Source organism: Virgibacillus siamensis, from assembly GCF_039522605.1.
GTDB classification, from domain to species: Bacteria; Bacillota; Bacilli; order Bacillales; family Amphibacillaceae; genus Lentibacillus; species Lentibacillus siamensis.
The window spans coordinates 103,952-124,951 of the sequence record NZ_BAAADS010000009.1 but is presented as its reverse complement, the minus strand read 5'-3'; the positions used below and the strand labels follow the sequence as shown (position 1 = coordinate 124,951).

Genomic DNA, 21,000 nt, shown 5'->3' with positions numbered 1-21,000 from the left:
TAAAATTTTTTACAAGAGGATAATTCAGTTGCCCCTAATTCATCCACGTTCAGCTCCAGCGCCCAGCAACTAGCAGAGAACTTGGTGGGAGCTTTGCCCGGCAACGCCGTCCCACACTAAATGGCAGGGCGCAGATTGTACGTTGCTATACGGGCGCTTACGCCTTTGTTCTTGTCTGCATTCTGTTATTTTTAGGAATCGTTTTATGGAAGTCTAAACTAAACTCGGTTATACTTATGTACGGGGATACTCCGTCCTGCCAATTATGAAAACGCAATCACAGGAGTAGCAATATACTTTTCAAGGAGGTAATTGACGTGGTAGTACCGTATAAACATGAGCCTTTCACAGATTTCAGTGTGGAAGAAAACAGAAATGAAATGCTCGAAGCGCTTAAAAAGGTTGAAGCTGAACTTGGTAAGGAGTACCCGCTGATTATTGGCGGAAAGCGTATTACAACCGAAGATAAAATAGTTTCAGTTAATCCGGCTAAAAAAGACGAGGTAGTCGGATACGTTTCAAAAGCGGACAAAGAATTGGCTGAAAAAGCAATGAAGGCTGCTGATGAAAAATTTCAAACATGGAGAAAGTCAGATCCGAAGTTCCGAGCAGACGTACTTTTTCGGGCAGCAGCAATTGTTCGCAGAAAAAAACATGAATTCACCGCTCTTTTGGTAAAAGAAGGTGGAAAACCATGGAAAGAAGCAGATGCGGATACTGCGGAAGCAATTGATTTTATGGAGTACTACGGTCGGCAAATGCTTGAATTAAAAGATGGTGCATATGTAAACAGCCGTCCAATTGAACATAATCAGTTCCATTACATTCCTCTGGGTGTTGGTGTGGTTATCTCGCCTTGGAACTTCTTGTTTGCAATCATGGCGGGGACAACAGTTGCAGCAATGGTCACGGGAAATACTGTGCTGCTTAAACCGGCAAGCGCAACACCTGTTATTGCGTACAAACTGATGGAAGTGCTGGAAGAGGCGGGACTTCCGAAAGGTGTTATCAACTATATCCCAGGTCCGGGTAGTGAAGTTGGAGACCATCTTGTTGATCATCCTCGTACACGTTTCGTCAGCTTTACCGGATCCCGTGATGTCGGTACACGTATTTTCGAACGCGCAGCAAAAGTACAGCCTGGTCAAAAATGGCTGAAACGTACGATTATCGAAATGGGCGGTAAAGATACAATCGTGGTTGACAATGAAGCAGATCTTGAACTTGCGGCACAATCCATTGTTCAATCTGCATTCGGCTTTTCCGGTCAGAAATGTTCGGCATGTTCACGCGCGGTTATTCATGAAGAAGTATATGATCAGGTGAAAGACCGTGTTGCGGAATTGACAAAAGAACTGTCAACGGGGAATCCGCATGATAATTCACACTTTATGGGCCCTGTTATTGATCAGGGCGCATTTGATAAGATTATGAGTTATATTGAAATCGGAAAAGAAGAAGGGGAACTTCTGGCGGGTGGAACCGGTGATAACAGCACAGGCTGGTTCATAAATCCAACTGTGTTTGGTAATGTTGATCCGGAAGCACGGATTATGCAGGAAGAAATTTTTGGCCCGGTTGTAGCACTGACAAAAGCAAAAGACTTTAACAATGCGATTGAAATTGCCAACAATACCGAATACGGTCTGACTGGCGCCGTAATTACCAATAACCGCGAACATATAGAACAGGCACGTGAAGATTTCCATGTCGGTAACCTGTACTTCAATCGTGGATGTACAGCAGCAATCGTTGGTTATCAACCATTTGGCGGCTTCAATATGTCAGGTACAGACTCCAAAGCAGGTGGACCTGATTACCTGATCCATCATATGCAAGGTAAAACTACATCAGAAATGTTATAAGCCTATAGACTTACAAAATTCGATAAAGTCCTTTTTTACACAAAAACATGGTAAAAAAGGACTTTTTTTGTACAACTTTCCTCGAATCAGGAAAGTTAGCAAGATTTTTGGTACTTAAGACACCTTGAAAGCCTTCAACTTTCCCAATATGAATTTTTTTGAAAATATGCTATTATAGAAATATAGAAAAAGCCTGTATGCAATTTCAATTCAGCTAGCGAGGTGGGTATAAAGATGGAAATTGGTCCATATATCAAACTACATCGAATTCAGCAGGAAATGACCCAGGCCGAACTGGCTGACGGAATTGTATCGTATGCTTATTTGTCTAAAATTGAAAACCAGAAAACAGAGGCAAGTCCCAATGTGATCAGCCTGCTGTGCACACGTCTTGGCATCCAGCTTACCGACGAAACAGATGAAACAATTAAAGAGAAATGCCAGGATTGGTATGGGATGTTGTTTGATACAAAAGACAAAGATGAAATAATAAAAACATATAATGAACTAAATGAGCTTATCTATGAAAGTCAGTCTGATAATTTAATCATGTTTGAAATCCACAAAATCAGATATTTTCTGATTATCGGTGAAAATGAAGAAGCGTTAAGACAGATTAATAAGCTAACGGATTTATCAGGAACTTTTGACCGCCTGCATCAGTTTTATTGGTATAAATTTAAGGGGAATCACAGCTCAGTTACGGGTGAACATAATCAGGCAATGAGGATGTATAAACAAGCTGAGGAGAAGTTGAATCAGCTTGACCTATCGGAAGAAGCCATTGCAGATATTCAATATGTTATTGCGGTGACTCATAGTACATTGCATAATACACTTGAGGCAATTGGATACGCTGAAAAGGCAATTGATACCTTTAGAAAAAATTATAATTTTATTCGTTGTGCCCAATGTCACTCGGTTCTAGGAATCTCCTACCGAAGAATAAGAATGTATGATAAGTCGATTAAGCACCATAACTTAGCAAAACATTTAGGTGAATTAAGTAAAAATCCTCAAATCATTCAACTTACTAATCATAATTTAGGGTATCTTCACTCAACCAAAGGGGAAAGAAAAAAAGCAATATATTACTATAATGAAGTTCTAAATAATAAAGAAGTTGATTTAAACACTAGGCTTCTTACTGTTATTTCGTTAATCAAAGAATATTACTCAATTTCTGAGATTTATAAAACCAGTGAAATGATTGAAAAGGGTTGTGAAATATTCAAAGATATTTCAGATAAAAGTACTTATAAAGTTCATTTTTTAGCTTTAAAATCATATGATTTAGTAATAAGACAAGAATATGAAAAATTTGAAAAGCTTGTAATAAATGAATTAATACCATTTTTACAGAAACAAAAAGATTTTGCGAATTTAGCTGATTATGCTAGAATGCTTGGCAAACACTTTGAAGGTTTAAAAAGGTACAAGGAATCTGCAAAGTATTATAAATTAGCCAATGAAACCTATGAAGAACTGATTAATTTATAGAAACATATTTTTTAAGGGGGGATATAAATGAAAAAGTTGATTTTAACATTGTCATTAGGTGCACTTTTGACAGCAGGGTTTTTATTCGCTGACGAGCCAACTGAACTGGCTTCGGATGCACACCCTAGCGTACTCTCAATCGGCAACACAATCAGCCTCTAATTTGCTAGAGACTGATTGCTAAAATTTTTACCCTATTACTATATGAACTTGCCTGGGTGGTGTGGAAACCGTCCCAGGTATTTTTTTGTGTGTTTTTATATACACGATAATATATGCAGTCAAAACGAATATGTTATCAATTATTCCCTTTTTACACTGTTATAAAACAGTTTAATAGTGTGTAATCGTAAATTTTATGCTATTATATAAAGTGAATACAATTAGTAATTTTCAGAAAGGGGGGGATTAAATATGGAATATGCAATCCAAGGAGCTACCTGGTTTTGGTTATTTGTCCCTATGCCAATTTTGATTTTACTATCGATTATCACACTATTTACAGAAGGAGGGAAAAAGTAGATGGATATTGCAACGCTGGTGACATTTATCGTTTATTTGCTTGGTATGCTTGCTATTGGTATTATTATGTATTTCAGAACCAATGATTTATCCGATTATGTGCTGGGAGGACGCTCACTTGGTCCGGGTGTTGCTGCGTTAAGTGCTGGTGCTTCAGATATGAGTGGCTGGCTGCTGTTGGGGCTGCCTGGTGCTGTGTATGCATCCGGCCTGTCGGAAACATGGATCGCAGTTGGATTGGCGATTGGTGCCTATCTGAACTGGCAATTCGTTGCAAAACGATTGCGAGTTTATACGGAGGTAGCAGAAGATTCTTTGACAATTCCGGATTTTTTGGAGCATCGTTTTAAAGATAAGTCACATATTCTCCGAGTAATATCTGCATTGGTTATTTTATTGTTCTTCACGTTTTATACTTCTTCGGGAATGGTTGCTGGAGCAAAACTATTTGAAGCATCTTTCGGTTTATCGTATCAATCAGCATTGTGGATTGGTGCTATTGTTGTTGTCTCGTACACATTATTGGGCGGATTTCTGGCGGTATCCTGGACAGATTTTATTCAGGGGAGTCTCATGTTCCTGGCCTTAATCGTTGTTCCTATTGTTGCGCTTAACAATATGGGCGGCTGGAATGCTGCAGTTGATGCAGTTGGACAGATTAACCCGCAGCATTTAAATATGATTGAAGGAGTGGGGGTGCTTGCCATTATTTCTTCAATTGCGTGGGGACTGGGTTACTTTGGACAGCCGCATATCATCGTCCGGTTTATGGCATTGCGTTCAGCTAAAGACGTTCCAATGGCCCGGTTTATTGGTACAACATGGATGATCGTCGGGTTATATGGTGCAATCTTCACTGGTTTTGTCGGACTGGCATTTATCAGTACACAGGATGTAAATATGCTTGGCGAATTTGGTATTCGTGTCGTTAATGAAAATGGGCTGCAGATGCTAGCAGATCCGGAAAAAATCTTTATCGCTTTTTCACAGATCCTATTTAATCCTATTGTAGCAGGGATACTCCTGGCAGCAATTCTATCTGCAATTATGAGCACAATTGACTCACAGCTGCTTGTCTCCTCATCAGCTCTTGCGGAAGATTTTTACAAAGCAATTTTCCGTAAAGAGGCTTCTGATAAAGAGCTTGTATGGGTGGGAAGGGTTGCTACAGTGGCAATTGCTCTGATTGCCGCAATTATAGCCATGAATCCGGAAAGTTCTGTTCTGGAGCTCGTCAGCTATGCATGGGCTGGATTTGGTGCCGCATTTGGACCAATCATTCTCTTGTCCCTGTTTTGGAAAGGCGCTACCAGAAACGGTGCGTTGGCGGGAATTATCGTCGGCGCTGCAACCGTCGTAATCTGGGGTACTTACCTGTCCGGCGGGATTTTTGACCTGTATGAAATTCTTCCAGGTTTCTTGTTTAACTTGGTTGTGACGGTATTGGTAAGTATGGCAGGCAAGCCTTCAACAGACATGGAAGATGAGTTTGATGAAACAATTGCTAAATTAAACGAATAACATTTATAGAGAATATCACCTTCTCAATTTCATTGGGAAGGTGGTTTTTGTGGTTTAGTTGCTTATAGAGTGCTGACTCTGCTATTATCAATAGTGTTAAATAAATAAAATAATACTATAATAAGAAGAAAATAAATAAAATTGTCATGGAGGTGTATACCATATGTCGGATATTTCCAAAGACCAGGTAAAGCATGTTGCGCATTTGGCGAGGTTGGCAATTAACGAGGATGAAGCGGACAAGCTTGCTGATCAGCTGGATTCCATCATTACATATGCTGAACAGCTGAATGAGCTGGATACAGATGATGTGGAACCAACAACACATGTGCTTGATTTGAAAAATGTACTTCGAAAAGATGAACCGAAAGAATGGATCACAAAAGAGGAAGCATTGAAAAATGCTCCGGATAAACAGAATGGTCTGTTCCGTGTTCCGTCAATTTTGGAATAGGGAGGGTAGTAAACAATGGCATTGTTTGACCACAGTATAAAGCAATTGGAAAAAATGTTGAAAAAGAAAGAAATTATACCAGAAGATCTTGTTGATGCATCATATGATCGGATTAACGAAGTCGAGAATGACATCCATGCTTTTTTGACACTTGATGAAGAAAATGCACGCAGCCAGGCAAAATTACTGGAGAACTCCTCGGATGAAACATCAAGTTTATTTGGAATACCTGCTGGCATTAAAGACAATATCGTTACAAAAGAACTGCGGACAACGTGTGGAAGTCAATTTTTACGGAACTTTGACAACCCATTATACGATGCAACCGTTGTTGATAAGCTGAATGCGGAAAAAGCAGTAACGATCGGCAAGCTGAACATGGATGAGTTTGCGATGGGATCATCCAATGAAAACTCCAGTTTCAAGCCGACTCGTAATCCATGGAATACTGCGTATGTTCCAGGTGGTTCGAGCGGCGGTTCAGCTGCGGCAGTAGCAGCTGGCGAAGTACTGTTTTCACTGGGTTCTGATACAGGTGGTTCCATTCGCCAGCCAGCAGCATTTTGCGGTGTTGTTGGATTGAAACCTACATATGGACGTGTTTCGCGTTTCGGATTGGTAGCTTTCGCATCGTCACTTGATCAAATTGGTCCATTGACACGTAACGTTGAGGATAATGCCCGAGTTCTGGAAATCATATCCGGTCATGACAAAATGGACTCAACCAGTGCGAATGTCGATGTGCCGGCATATACCGAATCGCTAACTGGTGATGTAAAGGGACTTAAAATTGCCGTACCAAAAGAATATCTCGGTGAAGGTGTTGATCCGGAGGTAAAGGAATCCGTTGAAAAGGCGCTGAAAGTATATGAATCGATGGGAGCGGAATGGGAAGAAGTTTCACTGCCGCATTCCAAATATGCGGTGGCTACGTACTATTTGCTGTCATCATCTGAAGCATCTGCAAACCTTGCCCGTTTTGACGGGGTCCGTTATGGTGTTCGTTCAGAAAAAGCCGACAACATGATTGACATGTTTAAATACTCGCGCAGTGAAGGATTCGGCGAAGAAGTAAAACGTCGAATTATGCTCGGAACGTTTGCGCTGAGTTCCGGTTATTACGATGCCTATTATAAAAAGGCCCAAAAGGTTCGTACATTGATTAAAAATGATTTTGACAGGATTTTTGAAGACTATGATGTTGTCATCGGACCAACAACACCAACACCAGCATTTAAAATTGGCGAAAAGATTGAAGATCCGCTGACAATGTATGCAAATGATATTTTAACCATTCCTGTTAATCTTGCCGGCGTACCGGGTATCTCTGTGCCGTGTGGATTTTCAGAAAAAGGACTTCCAATTGGTCTGCAGATCATCGGCAAACCGTTTGATGAAGGTACCGTTTACCGTGCTGCACATGCATATGAGCAGTCGACTGATTACCATACAAAACGCCCTCAAATAGGAGGTGCTGATAAATGAACTTTGAAACAATTATCGGACTTGAAGTACACGTTGAGCTGAAAACTGATTCGAAAATTTTCAGCCCAAGTCCAAATGCATTCGGAGATGAACCAAATTCAAATGTAAATCCGATTGATCTTGGGTTTCCGGGTACACTGCCGGTTTTAAATGAGGAAGCAGTGAACTTCGCCATGAAAGCAGCAATGGCATTGAACTGTGAAATCGCGACAGACACCAAATTTGACCGTAAAAACTATTTCTATCCAGACAACCCGAAAGCATATCAGATTTCCCAGTTTGATAAACCGATCGGTGAAAACGGCTGGATTGAGGTTGAAGTGAACGGGGAGAAAAAACGGATAGGCATTACCCGTCTTCATCTTGAAGAAGACGCCGGGAAACTGAATCACCAGGATGATGGTTATTCATTGGTTGACTACAATCGCCAAGGTACCCCGCTGATTGAAATTGTCTCGGAGCCGGATATGCGTTCACCGGAGGAAGCATACGCCTATTTGGAAAAACTGAAGAATATCATCCAGTATACGGGAGTATCAGACTGTAAAATGGAAGAAGGGTCACTGCGTTGTGACGCCAATTTATCTATTCGTCCAATCGGTCAGGAAGCATTCGGAACAAAATCCGAATTGAAAAACCTGAACTCATTTACGTTTGTGCAAAAAGGATTGGAATTTGAAGAAAAGCGGCAGGAAAAAGTGTTGCTGGCCGGCGGTGAAATTCTGCAGGAAACGCGCCGGTATGACGAGAAAACGAAAGAAACGATTTTGATGCGGGTTAAGGAAGGGTCCGATGATTATCGCTACTTCCCTGAACCGGATCTTGTTCCATTGTATATTGATGAAGAGTGGAAAGAACGGATTCGCCAGCAGATTCCGGAACTGCCTGATGCACGTAAACAGCGATACATTGCTGAGCTTGGATTACCGGAATACGATGCAGGCGTATTAACAAGCTCCAAGGAAATGTCCGACTTTTTCCAGGACACCATTCATCATGGTGCTGAAATTAAGCATGCGTCCAACTGGCTGATGGGTGAAGTCTCCGGTTATATGAACAAGCATCAGAAAGAACTGCAGGATTTAGAGATGACACCGAAAGCGTTAGCCAAAATGATTAAACTGATTGAAGATGGAACAATTTCTTCAAAGATCGCCAAGAAAGTTTTTGCTGAACTGGTTGATAAAGGCGGCGATCCGGAAAAGATTGTGAAGGAAAAAGGATTGGTGCAAATTTCCGATGAAAGTCAGCTGACACCGATTATTATTAAAGTACTTGATGAAAATGAGCAATCAGTAACCGACTATAAAAATGGTAAAGACCGGGCGTTAGGATTTCTCGTTGGTCAGGTGATGAAAGCCACAAAAGGCCAGGCAAATCCGCCAATGGTCAATAAAATACTTCTTGCTGAAATGGAGAAAAGATAATTTTCATAATGTAAAAAACACCTCTGGTCAACTTGTTTTAGTCGACAGAGGTGTTTTTTTACATAAAAACATGAAACGTGCGAACGCAGCAGGAACAAGTGGCGCTTGCCACTGGGGGATAACCTTAAATTTAAGCAATCCCCATTCAAATTCTTGACTTCATGCAAAGATATGCCCGTTAAACCGTACTGCCTTTTCCAATTATGTCTATGTCGTAGCCGCAAATAATTGTGTACTGTGCACATTGAGTTTTGCTTTTGGGTCAATCATTGCCTTGGCATGGTTAACGGCGAGAGTGGCCTCACCAAACCCGGTGGCAATCAATTTGGGCTTGCCTTTATATGAGCAAACATCTCCGGCTGCAAAAATACCTGGGACCGTCGTTTCCATTTGCTGATTGACATAAATGGCGTTTTTGGATGTCTCCATTCCCCAGTTTTTTAATGGACCGAGTGATGTGACAAATCCAAAGTTGACGATAACATCATCCACATCCAATAAATGCACATTGTCACCCTTGATTTCCTGAAGCAACACTTGCTCAATTTTATCATTTCCAATTAATTTGCTTACTTGATAAGGTGTTCTGATGTTGACATCAGACTCCTCCAGCAAGGACAAACTGTGCTCATGTGCGCGAAACTTATCGCGCCGATGGATAAGTGTTACCTCTTTAGCGATTGATTCAAGCGCCAGCGACCAGTCAACCGCTGAATCACCGCCACCGCAAATAAGCACACGTCGATCCTTGAATTTATCGAGCTCTTTAACAAAATAGTGCAGATTTCCATCTTCAAATTCTGCAGCTTTTTCCATTTTCAGCTTACGCGGCTGGAATGCTCCCGCTCCTGCCGTAATAATAACACTTCGGGTATGATGTGTTGCAGCAGATGTATCGATTCTGAACGTCCCATCCTCCAGTTGAATGACATCTCTGACAGATTCACTCAGACTTAATGCCGGAGAAAATGTTTTGGATTGTTCATACAACTGCTCCACAAGGTCTTTTGCCTTGATATTAGGAAAGCCTGCTATATCATAAATATATTTATCCGGATATAAAGCAGCCAATTGCCCACCGACTTCGGGCATGCTGTCAATCATGTGTACCGATGCATTGCGCATGTCGGCATAAAAGGCTGTAAACAATCCAACCGGCCCAGCACCAATAATGGTAATATCATAAACTTTTTCCTCTGCCATTTTCATGCAACTCCTTTATCACTCAAATTTATTCGGATCTCCGTCAAATGGCTCGTTCGCCATCTTGATGGAACTAGTCGGACACCCTTCATAGGCATCCTCCAGGTCTTCTGCAAGATCTTTATCAGTTTGCAGCCATAATTGTCACCACCGATATAATAGGACAACCCTTCTTCATCATCGTAGTCAAACAAATCGGGGGCAGCTGAACCACAGGCCCCGCATGAAATGCATGTTTCTCGGTCAACAATCGTATAAAGTGCCATTAGTATCCTCCCTTTTTATATATAACGAATATAAAACGGACTATTTTATTTTATTATATAAATCGTATAAAAGTCCATTTCTATTGTCAACAGTAAATTTACTTTTTTTCTGAATCCGAATCATTCAGCATATGAAAAGGATTAAAGAAGACAGTTGACTAAACTGCTACTCAAATAAACAGATTGAAAAAATAATCAGTTTTAAAAATTCAAAATACAGTTGACAACTTTTGGAGCTGTCGATATCATTATAAATAACGTATTTACTACGTCAGTTATGTTTATGTCATACAACAGGGATTTGCTGAGAATATATTACCAGAAGGGGAGATTTCATGATTTTCAATGAAGAATTGGAGACATTGGAGAGGGATAAGCTGGAGGAGCTGCAATTGAACAATTTACAAAAAACGGTGCAGCGGGTGTATGATAAGGTTCCATTTTATAAGGAAAAGTTTACGGAGGCTGGTTTCAATCCTGATGACATTCAGTCTTTGGATGATTTACAAAAGCTGCCTTTTACTGTCAAAAAAGACCTCCGGAACCATTACCCATATGGGTTGTTTGCTTCTCCAATGAAGGATATTGTCCGTCTTCATGCTTCATCTGGAACGAGCGGGAAGCCAACCGTTGTAGCTTATTCCGAAAACGATATTGATAATTGGGCTGAAATTGTAGCAAGGTCAATTGCAGCATCAGGTGGCAGTCCAAATGATGTGATGCATAATGCATATGGTTATGGATTGTTTACCGGATGACTCGGGCTGCATCACGGTGGAGAGAAGTTGGGGATTACAACGGTTCCTGTTTCTGGCGGAAATACGAAACGGCAGATTATGCTGATTCAGGACTTCAAACCACAAGTCATCTGTTCCACACCGTCCTATGCACTACATATTGCCGAAAAGATGAGGGAGCAGGGGATCGATCCAAAAGAAACCAGCTTGAAATACGGTATTTTCGGCGCTGAACCATGGTCTGAAGAAATGCGTAATACAATTGAACAGAAGCTGGGAATAAAAGCGATGGATATTTATGGACTTAGTGAGATAGTCGGCCCAGGAGTCTCGATCGAATGTATGGAAGAACAGGATGGGCTTCATATTCAGGAAGACCACTTCCTGTTTGAGGTGATTGAGCCTGATACAAATGAGCGGGTTCCGGATGGAGAATACGGCGAACTTGTTATTACCAGCTTAAAAAAGGAAGCGCTTCCAATAATAAGGTATCGCACAGGTGATATTGCTGCAATTAATCGTGAAAAGTGCAGCTGCGGCCGAACGACTGCCCGGATGACCCGGGTAAAAGGACGAATTGATGATATGCTCGTCATACGTGGAGTCAATGTTTTTCCGTTTGAAATGGAACGTTCCCTGCTGAATGTAAAAGAACTGACACCACATTATCAGTTGTTCCTTAGTAAAGATGGGCATTTGGATGCTGTAGAACTTAGTGTTGAGCTTTCTGAAGAATCATACGTACGATGTCAGCAGAATTTGGAACACGCGGAAGTTTCCAGGCTTAAACAGCAATTGCAGACAGCCATTAAACAAGAGTGTCTAGTGTCAATTGATATTGATGTTAAACCTCCAAAATCCATTCCGCGCTCAGAAGGAAAAGCAGTCCGGATAGTTGATAAACGTATGGAACAGACAGTCAATTAATATTGGTTACTGATGAAAATAAAGGAGAAATCAATGGATAAGGAACTTAAGGACTTTTTCAGACAGGATCCATTTGCAAACAGGTTAAACATAGGGCTTCTGGAATGTGATACAGGGTTTGCCAAAACAGGATTAACGATTGAAGACGATATGCTGAACTTTCATGGGTATGCACATGGCGGACTGCTGTTTTCCCTGGCGGACTATGCCTTTGCCATTGCGAGCAATTCGCATGGTCAAGTTGCAGTTGGGTTGAATGTGCACATGTCCTATCTTGCACCGGCAAAGGTAGGAGACAGGCTAATTTGCACGGCTTCCGAAAAGAAACGGACACCTAAAATAGCTGTGTATGATATACAGATAAAGCTCTCCACTGGCGAAGTGGTGGCTACCATGGAAGGGATGGTATATATTAAAAAAACAAATTTTATAAGCAAACTTGAAGTGACTGGAGAGAGGAATTCATGGTGACTACTTTCAAAATGAGTGATTTGCAGAAAGTGGCGAATCAAAACATGACACCGCCTCCATGTGATACCACTATGCAAACTAGGGTACATGAAGCAATGGATGGTGTTGCATATGGGACCTGGACGGTTGACAGCAAATATATGAATGGTATTGGTGTCGCCATGGGCGGGTTTCTGGCAGCGGCTGCAGATATTATGATGGCCTATGCGATTTCATCTAGGCTGACGGATCGGCAGGGTTTTGCGTCAATTGATTTGGATACAACCTTTCATAGACCGGTTTTCGAGGGTGAAGTGGAAATTACATCAAAAGTGGAGAGGCTTGGCAGAACACTGGCTTATGTTGTGACAGAACTGGAGCAAAACGGTAAAAAAGCTGCAACCTGTGTTTCTTCCATACTAATCAAAACGATGGAGGATTAATAGAAGGAGGGTATAGTTGATGATTTACAGATATAAGGAGTACCGTCCGGATATCCACGATTCGGTGTTCATAGCTGACGGTGCAAGAGTTATTGGAAATGTAACAATTGGCGCTGAGTCCAGTGTCTGGTTCAATACAGTGATTCGGGGGGACGAAGGGCCTGTTAAAATCGGAAAACGATGTAATATACAGGAAAATAGCATGTGCCACCTATATGAACAATTTCCGCTTACATTGGAAGATGAAGTTTCCATTGGTCACAATGCCATAGTTCATGGCTGTACCTTGCGGAAAGGTGTGCTTGTCGGGATGGGTGCTACGGTGCTGGACGGAGTTGAGGTCGGGGAGTATTCCATTATCGGAGCCAACAGCCTTATTCCACCAGGCAAAAAAATACCACCCCGATCACTTGTAGTCGGTTCACCTGGAAAAGTGGTCCGAACGCTAACCGATAAGGATATGGAAATGATTGAAGAAACGATTTCCACATATTCAGCAAAGGGTCAGGAATTCCGTAAACAGGAAGTATTTGAAAAGATCAATAAAGCTGTTCTCTAATGGATACCTCGACAATCTTGAAAAATGTACATCCGCCGCGTTTGATTTCCGCAGCGGCGGATGTACATTTCCATAAAATTAATCCAAAGTCAAGCCGCTCAGTGTATATTGCGTGTGTGTAAGAACTTCAAAATAATATGCTCATTTTACACTGCGAAAGTTGGGGTTCTTAACTGAAAAAAAGGCAGTACTTTCCGGTTCTCCGGAAAGCCTGACCCTATTTATTTGTTTCATGAACATTGCCAAGCTCAAATACCGATTCAAAAAAGCGGTTTGCAGGATTCTGGAGCAGCTGGTAATAGTCTGAAAAAAGAGATGCTGCTGAATCACCAAGCCATTTTTCGGGCAGCAGTTCAGCAGGCAAGTTTGGATCAATAAAAAGAAATTTCCTGTATTGATGAACAAGCATTGCAGCTTTGACAAAACAACTGCCATCGCTGATTTCACCTTTTTCAATTTTCGGTTTATCGATAACATACTTTTGGCTGTACTCCTGAATGAACTGAGAATAATGATCATTAAGATCATCTATATCCCAGCATTTCGCTACAAGCTCTTGGTTAGTGCTCATTCCTTCATACGTTGAACGGAAGAATGATACATAATCATTTATTCCGTATTTTGTAACCAATCGATTTATTTGATCTTCCAGCGGATTCGGGGTTATCCAGCAACTGTTGGATAGAAGGCCAAAGCCGCTCCAAACCAATTCTTTTCGCAGTTCGTCACGCAAATGACGCTTATTCTCGGGAATGGTGTATACAAGCATACGCCACATGCCATCCCAGGAAGGGGACTTGGACTTGTATATTCGGTTGGACGCCTCTTCCATCCGTGCCCTTCCGCGTTCTGTCAGCGAATAGTAGCTTTTATTGCCTATTTTTTCGGACTGTACCCACCCCTGTTTATGCATGCGGGAAATGGCCGCACGCACACTCATTTCATTGTGACCAAATTCTTTCAGCAACCGTATAAGGCTGCCGATCCATATAACATTACCATGATGTCTGATGTAGTCACCATAAAGAGTGAAAATCATGGAACGTGTATTAAATTGTTTTTCCATGTTATGTTCCTTTCTTATAACCTCTTAATAAAAAGTTTATGTGATTAATTATAAACGTTAAATATAAATTTGTGATATTAATCGTATAGTGTTTCAGCACTTCTGTCAATTAAATAAGTGTCGACAAGCTTGCTGCTTCTATGTAAATAAGACAAACTGTTCAAACAATTTTTAAATTTGTATTGACAATATATAACGATTTGATAAAATGACGTTAATAAAACGTAATAAGGGGATGAAATGATGTACAATTACATTCCGGATGGAGATTATGTTGCAAACGATTATTCCGAAGTGGATCAGGAAAAATACGAAGCGTTTATGGAACGGATTGAAGCAGGGGAAAAAATTGAAGCCGATGACTGGATGCCGGATGACTACCGGCAGGCACTCATTAAGCTTATTTCCATGCATGGTATCAGTGAAATTATGGGTGCGTTGCCTGAAAAAGAATGGGTTCCAAAGGCGCCGACACTGAAACGTAAACTTGGCATTATGGCTAAGGTGCAGGACGAGATGGGGCATGGGCAATTGCTGCTTCGCGTGGCGGAAGATTTAATGAAGCCTTACGGGAAAACACGCGAGAACCTGATGGAGGATCTTCTGAGCGGGGACCTCAAGTTTCACAACGTTTTTCACATGCCGACGAAGACATGGGCTGATGCGGGCATGGTCGGCTGGATGGTTGATGGTGCAGCCATAATTTCGCAGACTAATATGCTGGATGCGTCATATGGCCCTTACCAGCGCGCCCTTCAACGTATTTGCGCGGAGGAAGTGTTCCATGCTCAACATGGTGAGGCAATTATCATGGCACTCGCGGAAGGTAACGAACACCAGCGGGAGATTTTACAGGAGTCGCTTAATCGCTGGTGGCCTGCACTCCTAATGTTTTTTGGCCCGCCATCTGCAGATACAACCGGGTCATCCAAACAGAATATTATGATGAAATACCGCATTCGAAAGAGCAACAATGAAGAACTGCGACAGGCCTTCCTGGATAAGTATTTACCGCGTGCTTTTTCACTCGGTCTGACTGTACCGGACGACACCATCCATTACGATGAGGAAAAAGGGCAGTGGGTTTATCAGCAGCCTGACTGGAAGGAATTTAAGAATATCATTAAAAATAATGGACCAAGGTCAAAAGAACGGCTGCGGTTAAGGGAAATCGCCTACGAGAAAAACCGTTGGGTACGCCAGGCGCTAATCCCGCAGGAAATGAGTTCATAATAGTTGAATTGACAATCCACAAATTGGAAGGGGAGTTATGATGGAAATGCAGGATGAGTCAAAGTTTTACAAGGAATATGAAGTGTTCAGCAAGAAAAGTGCTAAAGCGCCAATCCAGCATCAGTTCAGCCTGCTTGCACCGAATGACGACATGGCGATGTTGATGGCACAGGAAAACTTTATGCGTCGTGAAGCTGTTTTGGATGTATGGGTTGTACAGCGGGATCATATTCGCTCGATGACAAGTGAGGAACGAACAACCTGGACAAAACGATTGGATAATAAACAATACCGGACAACAAAAGGTTATGGATATTTGCGGAAAAAATGGCGTGAAAAAGAGCAGGGAATGCTTGATGAAAAAGAAATCATGTCATGGAAAGAGGTGAAGAAATCATGACAGATAACGTAGGGTCCGCTGAAGAAGCAAAACAAAATCCTGTTTATTTGGCGGCATTGAAAGATTTAATCTATCAGATGGCGGACGATGAATTTATTGTGGCATTCCGCGGGTCGGAGTGGCTTGGACTTGCACCGCATATCGAAGAAGACGTTGCTTTTTCGTCCATTACACAGAATACGATGGGGCATGCGAATATGTATTTTGGCCTGTTGGAGGAACTTGGAGAAGGTGAAACAGACATACTTGCGCATGATCGGTCTGCGGATGAGCGAAAAAATGCAGTCTTTCTTGAAAAACGCAATGGGGACGGAAACTATCTGGAGGAACCATATTATGACTGGGCATTAGTCGTTGTACGTCAGTATTTTTACGAGGAGCTTAAAAGGGTCAAATTGGATGCACTTACACGGAGCTCCTATGTGCCACTTGCTAATATCGGACAGAAAGTTTTGATGGAGCAAACCTATCATTTGGCGCATTGGAAGTTATGGATGGAGCAGCTGCAGCACGCTAATGAAGAGGCACGCTCCAGAATTCAGGAAAGGATTGAAGAGGCCTGGAATGCGTTTGGTGATGCGTTTGAATTAGGACCGAAAGCATCAGACATTGTTACATTCCAGTTGATTGCCAGTGAAGAATTTATGCAAAAGCAATGGCTTAAGGAAGTGGAAGCAGTACTGGTTTCCCCGCCGGCTGGTATCCCTCAAAAGAGGCTTGGCAATGGGCGGAATCAGGGGCACACAGCTGATCTTGATCAGGCAATCCGTACTTTCGCTGAAGTCTATAGCAGTGACAAGGAAGCGGTATGGTAGATTCGAACATTACCTTTTAATAAAAGGGGGTTGTGATGTAGATGGAAAAGAAAGGCGATGAATTATTCGCTGTATTAAAGACAGTTGATGATCCAGAGCTTCCTGCGGTAAGTGTCTATGATTTGGGCATGATTCATGACCTCAAGGTTGAAAGAAACATCGTATCCATTTCAATGGTGCCGACTTTTGCCGGATGTCCTGCTCTGGACATTATTGAAAAGGACGTCAGAAAAGCAATTGAACAAATTGATTGGGTACAGGAATGTCACGTGGCATTTTCGTTTCAGCACGAATGGACGACAGATGCAATTACGGATACGGGGAAGCGGAACCTGAAAAAACACGGGATTGCACCACCACCTGACCATTATATTCCAGGAGAGCAGTGGACCGTTAATTGCCCTTATTGTGACTCGGAATATACATCCATGGAAAATGTATTCGGTCCGACCGCGTGCAGAAGTATTTTGTATTGTATGGAATGCAGAAATCCATTTGAGGCAATGAAGCCAGTGATTAGAACAGGAGCCAGACAAAAAAGCGGTTGAAATCTATGAGGAGGAATTAGGATGACTAAATTGATAGCTTTGTATAAACAGCCTGAGGATAAGGAAAAATTCGATGAACATTATTTTAATGTACACACACCTATCACGAAGGAGATTCCCGGACTCCGTGAAATGAAAGTGACCAAAATTGTCGGGTCTCCGATGGGCAAGAGTGATTATTATCTGCTTTGTGAAATGATTTATGATGACCAGGAATCCCTTCAAAAAGCAATGAAAACCGATGAAGGAAAGGCTTCCGGAAAAGATGTCATGGAATTTGCCGGTGATCTTGTAACCTTAATGATTGGTGAAGAAATTGATGGGTGACGATGCACATATCAACGTAGTCAAAGAAGATGGTATTGGTGTAATTCAACTCAATCGTCCCAACGTTTCCAATGCACTGAACCGGAGAATGGTTGATGAAATCGTTGGGGAAATGGAGGCACTCGACTGTGATAAAACAATCCGTGTCATAATTGTGAAGGGATATGAGGAGTTTTTTGCGGCTGGTGCAGATATCGAGGAGATGCTGGAGGATAGTCCACTGTCACTTGAGCTTTTGGACCCGTTTGCCGTCTGGGATCGGATAACGCTGATTAAAAAACCGTTAATTGCGGCTGTCAATGGTTTTGCCCTTGGCGGTGGATTTGAACTGGCTCTTCACTGTGATTTGATTATTGCCGGCGAGAAGGCTAAATTCGGCTTTCCGGAAGTCAAACTAGGTGTTATGCCGGGAGCAGGCGGAACCCAATTTTTAACAAAAGCCATGGGTGAACGAAAAGCATTGGAATGGATTTGGCTTGGTAAATCGATGAGCGCAGCCGAAGCAAAGAGGGTTGGTGTGATCAACCGCGTGGTTGCACCGGAAATGCTGGAAGAGGAAACAATGCGATTGGCAAAGCAATTGGCGAACCAGGCACCAATTCCACTAAGACTCATCAAAGAGGCGGTACATAAAGCTGAAGAACTTTCCTTAACGGATGGGATGAAACTGGAGCGGAAAAATTTTTACCTCGCATTTGACTCGAATGATCAAAAAGAAGGTATGCAGGCGTTTATGGATAAGCGGCGACCTTCGTTTAAAGGGGTGTAGAAATGGGTTCCGAGGACTATCAGACCCTACAGTATATATCTGAAAACAACATTGCAACCATCAAATTGAACCGGCCGAAAGCATATAACGCTTTTACGACTGATATGAATAAAGAAATTACGCATGCACTAAAATCAGCCGCCAAAAATGATGCTATCCGGTGTGTGGTCATTACAGGTAATGGAAAGGCTTTCTGTGCAGGTGAAGATTTGGCAGGCGTAGATGAAAATACTAACCATGCTGAATTTCTTCGTAAACGCTATCATCCAATGATGAAGGCTATCAAAGAATTTTCAAAACCGATTATCGCAGCCGTAAACGGCACAGCAGCCGGGGCGGGAATGAGTTTGGCGTTGGCGGCGGACTTCAGACTGGTTCAGCCGGAGACGAAATTTATCAGTGCATTTATGAATATCGGGCTTGTCCCAGATTCCGGCTTTATGTACTCCTTGCCGCGCCTGGTCGGCTATGCTAAAGCGCTGGAAATTGCGGTGTTGGGGAAACCAATAACCGGTGAAGAGGCATTACAGCTTGGTTTGGCAACCGAAGTCATTGACCCACATAACTGGGAAGCAAAGGTCCAGCAGTTTTCCAGTTCAGTCGCAGCCATGCCGACAAAGGCCTTTGCTTTGATCAAACGGTACATGCAAGACGGGATGCATCAGCCGTATGAGGACTTTTTGGAAAATGAAGCGCAGGCACAGCGGATTGCCGGGATGACTGACGACCATCAAGAAGGGTTAAGAGCTTTTCAGGAGAAACGGAAGCCGGAATTTCACGGAAAATAAAACGAAAAACACACTAAAAATCAGGGGAGGAGTTTTTGCATGACGCAAACAGTAAATGTGGAAAAGATTACAGAAGTTGGAGAAATGAAACGGGAACATTATGCAATGATCATTAACGGAGAGCGTGTTGAAGGAAGTGCAGGCAAAACATTTGAAACCTATGATCCGGCAAAAGGGGAGGTGCTGGCAACTGTAGCAAAAGCTCATGAGGAAGATGCGGAAAAGGCAGTTCAGGCAGCCCGGAATGCGTTTGATCATGGTAAATGGCGCAAGTATCCGGTTGGAAAACGTTCACGAGTACTTAATAAAGTTGCACAACTTATGCGGGAACGGTTCAATGAACTCATCGAAATGGAAGTTCTGAACAGCGGTAAATCAATTGGAGCAGCGCAGGTACAGGTGAATCAGGCTATTGAAGACTTTGAATTTTACGCAGGGGCAATTGTCGGCCATCGCGGTACTGTAAATAACATGCCATACGGCTTTTTCAACTATACACATAAAGAGCCTGTTGGAGTATGTTCGCAGATTATCCCGTGGAATTATCCGATGATGATGGCAGCATGGAAAATTGCTCCGGCACTTGCAGCGGGGTGTTCTGTTGTCGTGAAACCGGCAAGTCTAACCCCGGTAACCGCTATCCTTCTGAATGAAATTTGTCATGAAGCGGGCGTTCCGGAAGGGGTGATCAATACCGTTCCAGGATCCGGAAAGGTTATTGGGGATTATCTTGTGAAACATGAGGATGTCAATAAGGTGGCTTTTACAGGGTCCACACCAACCGGCAAGGATATTATGGGAAAAGCATCTGACACGCTGAAGCGGGTTACACTCGAACTTGGTGGAAAATCACCTAATATTGTGTTTGAGGATGCAGATATGGAAGCTGCAGTAGTCGGTTCTTTATTCGGTATTTACTTCAATACAGGACAGTCGTGTGAGGCACGGTCACGCATGTTTGTACACGAATCCATTTATGACGAATTCATGGAGAGGTTTATTGAAAAAACGAAAAAGCTGAAATCCGGTGATCCTTTTGATAAGGGGACCCATTTAGGTTCCATCATCAGCAAGGATCAGGTTGAAGTTATTGATGGATATGTTCAGTCTGCCAAAGAAGAAGGAGCAACGATCGCAACCGGCGGAAAAGTCATGCATGTCGAAGGGTTTGAAAATGGCCACTGGTATGAACCAACTGTCATTACTGATGTTACCCCGGATATGAAGGCTGTAAAGGAAGAGATTTTCGGACCCGTCGTAGTTGTTGAAAAATTCACGGACGAAAAAGAAGTTGTTAAGCGTGCGAACGACACAAAATATGGACTTGGTTCGGCAATCTGGACGACAAACCAGGCACGGGCGACTCGTGTAGCCCACCAGATTCAGGCCGGTATTGTTATGGTAAATACGCCGTTTTCCGCATTTCCAGGGACACCATTCGGGGGTTATAAGGAATCTGGCTTCGGACGTGAACTGGCCGTTGAATCACTTGATCTGTATATGGAGGATAAGAGTGTTCTTTCATACTACGGATCCAAGCCGTTAAATCCTTTTGGAGTGTAGAATTATTTTAAGTTCACACCTCATTCGCGGGGGTCTCGCCCATTTCAGCCCGCGGTAATACGTTTTGTACAGCGGCTTTCCACTGATGTACGGCGGGTTTTCTCTTTTATACGGTGACATTGGGCCAAAGTA

At 42.4% G+C, this 21,000-nt stretch carries 20 protein-coding genes and 2 pseudogenes; 19 read left to right on the top strand and 3 right to left on the bottom strand.

The window, feature by feature from the left end:
* Positions 1-317: 317 nt before the first annotated feature.
* The 7 genes from pruA (at position 318) to gatB (ending at position 8,774) form a co-directional block, all read left to right on the top strand.
* Complete coding sequence (gene pruA / locus ABD010_RS06890) at positions 318-1,865, top strand: L-glutamate gamma-semialdehyde dehydrogenase (protein ID WP_343811516.1); 1,548 nt, start codon at positions 318-320, stop codon at positions 1,863-1,865.
* Positions 1,866-2,099: 234 nt separating this feature from the next.
* A complete protein-coding gene (locus tag ABD010_RS06885; protein WP_343811515.1) occupies positions 2,100-3,365 on the top strand; it encodes a helix-turn-helix domain-containing protein in 1,266 nt (421 codons plus the stop codon).
* Positions 3,366-3,392: 27 nt separating this feature from the next.
* Positions 3,393-3,527, top strand: coding sequence for a hypothetical protein (locus ABD010_RS06880; protein ID WP_343811506.1), 135 nt, complete (start codon positions 3,393-3,395; stop codon positions 3,525-3,527).
* Between the two features lie 360 nt (positions 3,528-3,887).
* Positions 3,888-5,408: a sodium/proline symporter PutP gene (gene putP, locus ABD010_RS06875; protein ID WP_343811504.1), complete on the top strand. Its 1,521-nt coding sequence runs from the start codon at positions 3,888-3,890 to the stop codon at positions 5,406-5,408.
* A 163-nt stretch (positions 5,409-5,571) separates the two neighbouring features.
* On the top strand, positions 5,572-5,862 hold the full coding sequence (gene gatC, locus ABD010_RS06870; RefSeq protein ID WP_343811502.1) for an Asp-tRNA(Asn)/Glu-tRNA(Gln) amidotransferase subunit GatC: 291 nt from the start codon (positions 5,572-5,574) through the stop codon (positions 5,860-5,862).
* Positions 5,863-5,877: 15 nt separating this feature from the next.
* The gene (gene gatA / locus ABD010_RS06865; protein ID WP_343811500.1) at positions 5,878-7,347 is read left to right on the top strand and encodes an Asp-tRNA(Asn)/Glu-tRNA(Gln) amidotransferase subunit GatA; all 1,470 of its coding nucleotides are present in this window, start codon (positions 5,878-5,880) and stop codon (positions 7,345-7,347) included.
* Entirely contained in the window at positions 7,344-8,774 is a 1,431-nt protein-coding gene (gene gatB, locus ABD010_RS06860; RefSeq protein WP_343811498.1) for an Asp-tRNA(Asn)/Glu-tRNA(Gln) amidotransferase subunit GatB, read from the top strand. Before gatA ends, gatB begins: the two co-directional genes overlap by 4 nt.
* Before the next feature lie 207 nt (positions 8,775-8,981).
* Here gatB and ABD010_RS06855 read toward each other — a convergent pair whose 3' ends face one another.
* Positions 8,982-9,977 carry an NAD(P)/FAD-dependent oxidoreductase gene (locus ABD010_RS06855; RefSeq protein ID WP_343811496.1) on the bottom strand — a complete coding sequence of 332 codons (996 nt, stop codon included), beginning with the start codon at positions 9,975-9,977 and terminating at the stop codon, positions 8,982-8,984.
* A gap of 18 nt (positions 9,978-9,995) precedes the next feature.
* A pseudogene (locus ABD010_RS06850) lies at positions 9,996-10,243 on the bottom strand (ferredoxin).
* A gap of 335 nt (positions 10,244-10,578) precedes the next feature.
* Between ABD010_RS06850 and ABD010_RS06845 the strand changes: the two are divergent.
* The 4 genes and pseudogenes from ABD010_RS06845 (at position 10,579) to ABD010_RS06830 (ending at position 13,359) form a co-directional block, all read left to right on the top strand.
* Positions 10,579-11,907: pseudogene (locus ABD010_RS06845) on the top strand (phenylacetate--CoA ligase family protein).
* 33 nt (positions 11,908-11,940) lie between these two features.
* Complete coding sequence (gene paaI / locus ABD010_RS06840; protein ID WP_343811494.1) at positions 11,941-12,378, top strand: hydroxyphenylacetyl-CoA thioesterase PaaI; 438 nt, start codon at positions 11,941-11,943, stop codon at positions 12,376-12,378.
* On the top strand, positions 12,372-12,800 hold the full coding sequence (locus ABD010_RS06835; RefSeq protein WP_343811492.1) for a PaaI family thioesterase: 429 nt from the start codon (positions 12,372-12,374) through the stop codon (positions 12,798-12,800). The genes paaI and ABD010_RS06835 overlap by 7 nt, the downstream gene beginning before the upstream one ends.
* Before the next feature lie 19 nt (positions 12,801-12,819).
* Positions 12,820-13,359, top strand: a complete 540-nt coding sequence (locus tag ABD010_RS06830; RefSeq protein ID WP_343811490.1) for a gamma carbonic anhydrase family protein — start codon at positions 12,820-12,822, stop codon at positions 13,357-13,359.
* 217 nt (positions 13,360-13,576) lie between these two features.
* Here ABD010_RS06830 and paaX read toward each other — a convergent pair whose 3' ends face one another.
* Positions 13,577-14,425, bottom strand: a complete 849-nt coding sequence (gene paaX / locus ABD010_RS06825; protein ID WP_343811488.1) for a phenylacetic acid degradation operon negative regulatory protein PaaX — start codon at positions 14,423-14,425, stop codon at positions 13,577-13,579.
* A 243-nt stretch (positions 14,426-14,668) separates the two neighbouring features.
* Between paaX and paaA the strand changes: the two genes are divergently transcribed.
* From paaA to ABD010_RS06785, 8 genes are read left to right on the top strand one after another with little or no spacing between them, the layout of a single operon-like run.
* Positions 14,669-15,658 (top strand): 1,2-phenylacetyl-CoA epoxidase subunit PaaA, encoded by a 990-nt coding sequence (gene paaA / locus ABD010_RS06820; RefSeq protein ID WP_343811651.1) that lies wholly within the window; start codon positions 14,669-14,671, stop codon positions 15,656-15,658.
* 46 nt (positions 15,659-15,704) lie between these two features.
* Entirely contained in the window at positions 15,705-16,058 is a 354-nt protein-coding gene (gene paaB, locus ABD010_RS06815; RefSeq protein WP_343811650.1) for a 1,2-phenylacetyl-CoA epoxidase subunit PaaB, read from the top strand.
* On the top strand, positions 16,055-16,873 hold the full coding sequence (paaC, locus tag ABD010_RS06810; RefSeq protein ID WP_343811486.1) for a 1,2-phenylacetyl-CoA epoxidase subunit PaaC: 819 nt from the start codon (positions 16,055-16,057) through the stop codon (positions 16,871-16,873). Before paaB ends, paaC begins: the two co-directional genes overlap by 4 nt.
* 41 nt (positions 16,874-16,914) lie before the next feature.
* Positions 16,915-17,421 carry a 1,2-phenylacetyl-CoA epoxidase subunit PaaD gene (paaD, locus tag ABD010_RS06805; RefSeq protein ID WP_343811484.1) on the top strand — a complete coding sequence of 169 codons (507 nt, stop codon included), beginning with the start codon at positions 16,915-16,917 and terminating at the stop codon, positions 17,419-17,421.
* Between the two features lie 21 nt (positions 17,422-17,442).
* Positions 17,443-17,748, top strand: coding sequence for an EthD family reductase (locus ABD010_RS06800; protein WP_343811482.1), 306 nt, complete (start codon positions 17,443-17,445; stop codon positions 17,746-17,748).
* Complete coding sequence (locus ABD010_RS06795) at positions 17,741-18,517, top strand: enoyl-CoA hydratase/isomerase family protein (protein WP_343811480.1); 777 nt, start codon at positions 17,741-17,743, stop codon at positions 18,515-18,517. The genes ABD010_RS06800 and ABD010_RS06795 overlap by 8 nt, the downstream gene beginning before the upstream one ends.
* 2 nt (positions 18,518-18,519) lie before the next feature.
* On the top strand, positions 18,520-19,305 hold the full coding sequence (locus tag ABD010_RS06790) for an enoyl-CoA hydratase/isomerase family protein (protein WP_343811478.1): 786 nt from the start codon (positions 18,520-18,522) through the stop codon (positions 19,303-19,305).
* A 39-nt stretch (positions 19,306-19,344) separates the two neighbouring features.
* On the top strand, positions 19,345-20,868 hold the full coding sequence (locus ABD010_RS06785) for an aldehyde dehydrogenase family protein (protein ID WP_343811476.1): 1,524 nt from the start codon (positions 19,345-19,347) through the stop codon (positions 20,866-20,868).
* Positions 20,869-21,000: the final 132 nt, after the last annotated feature.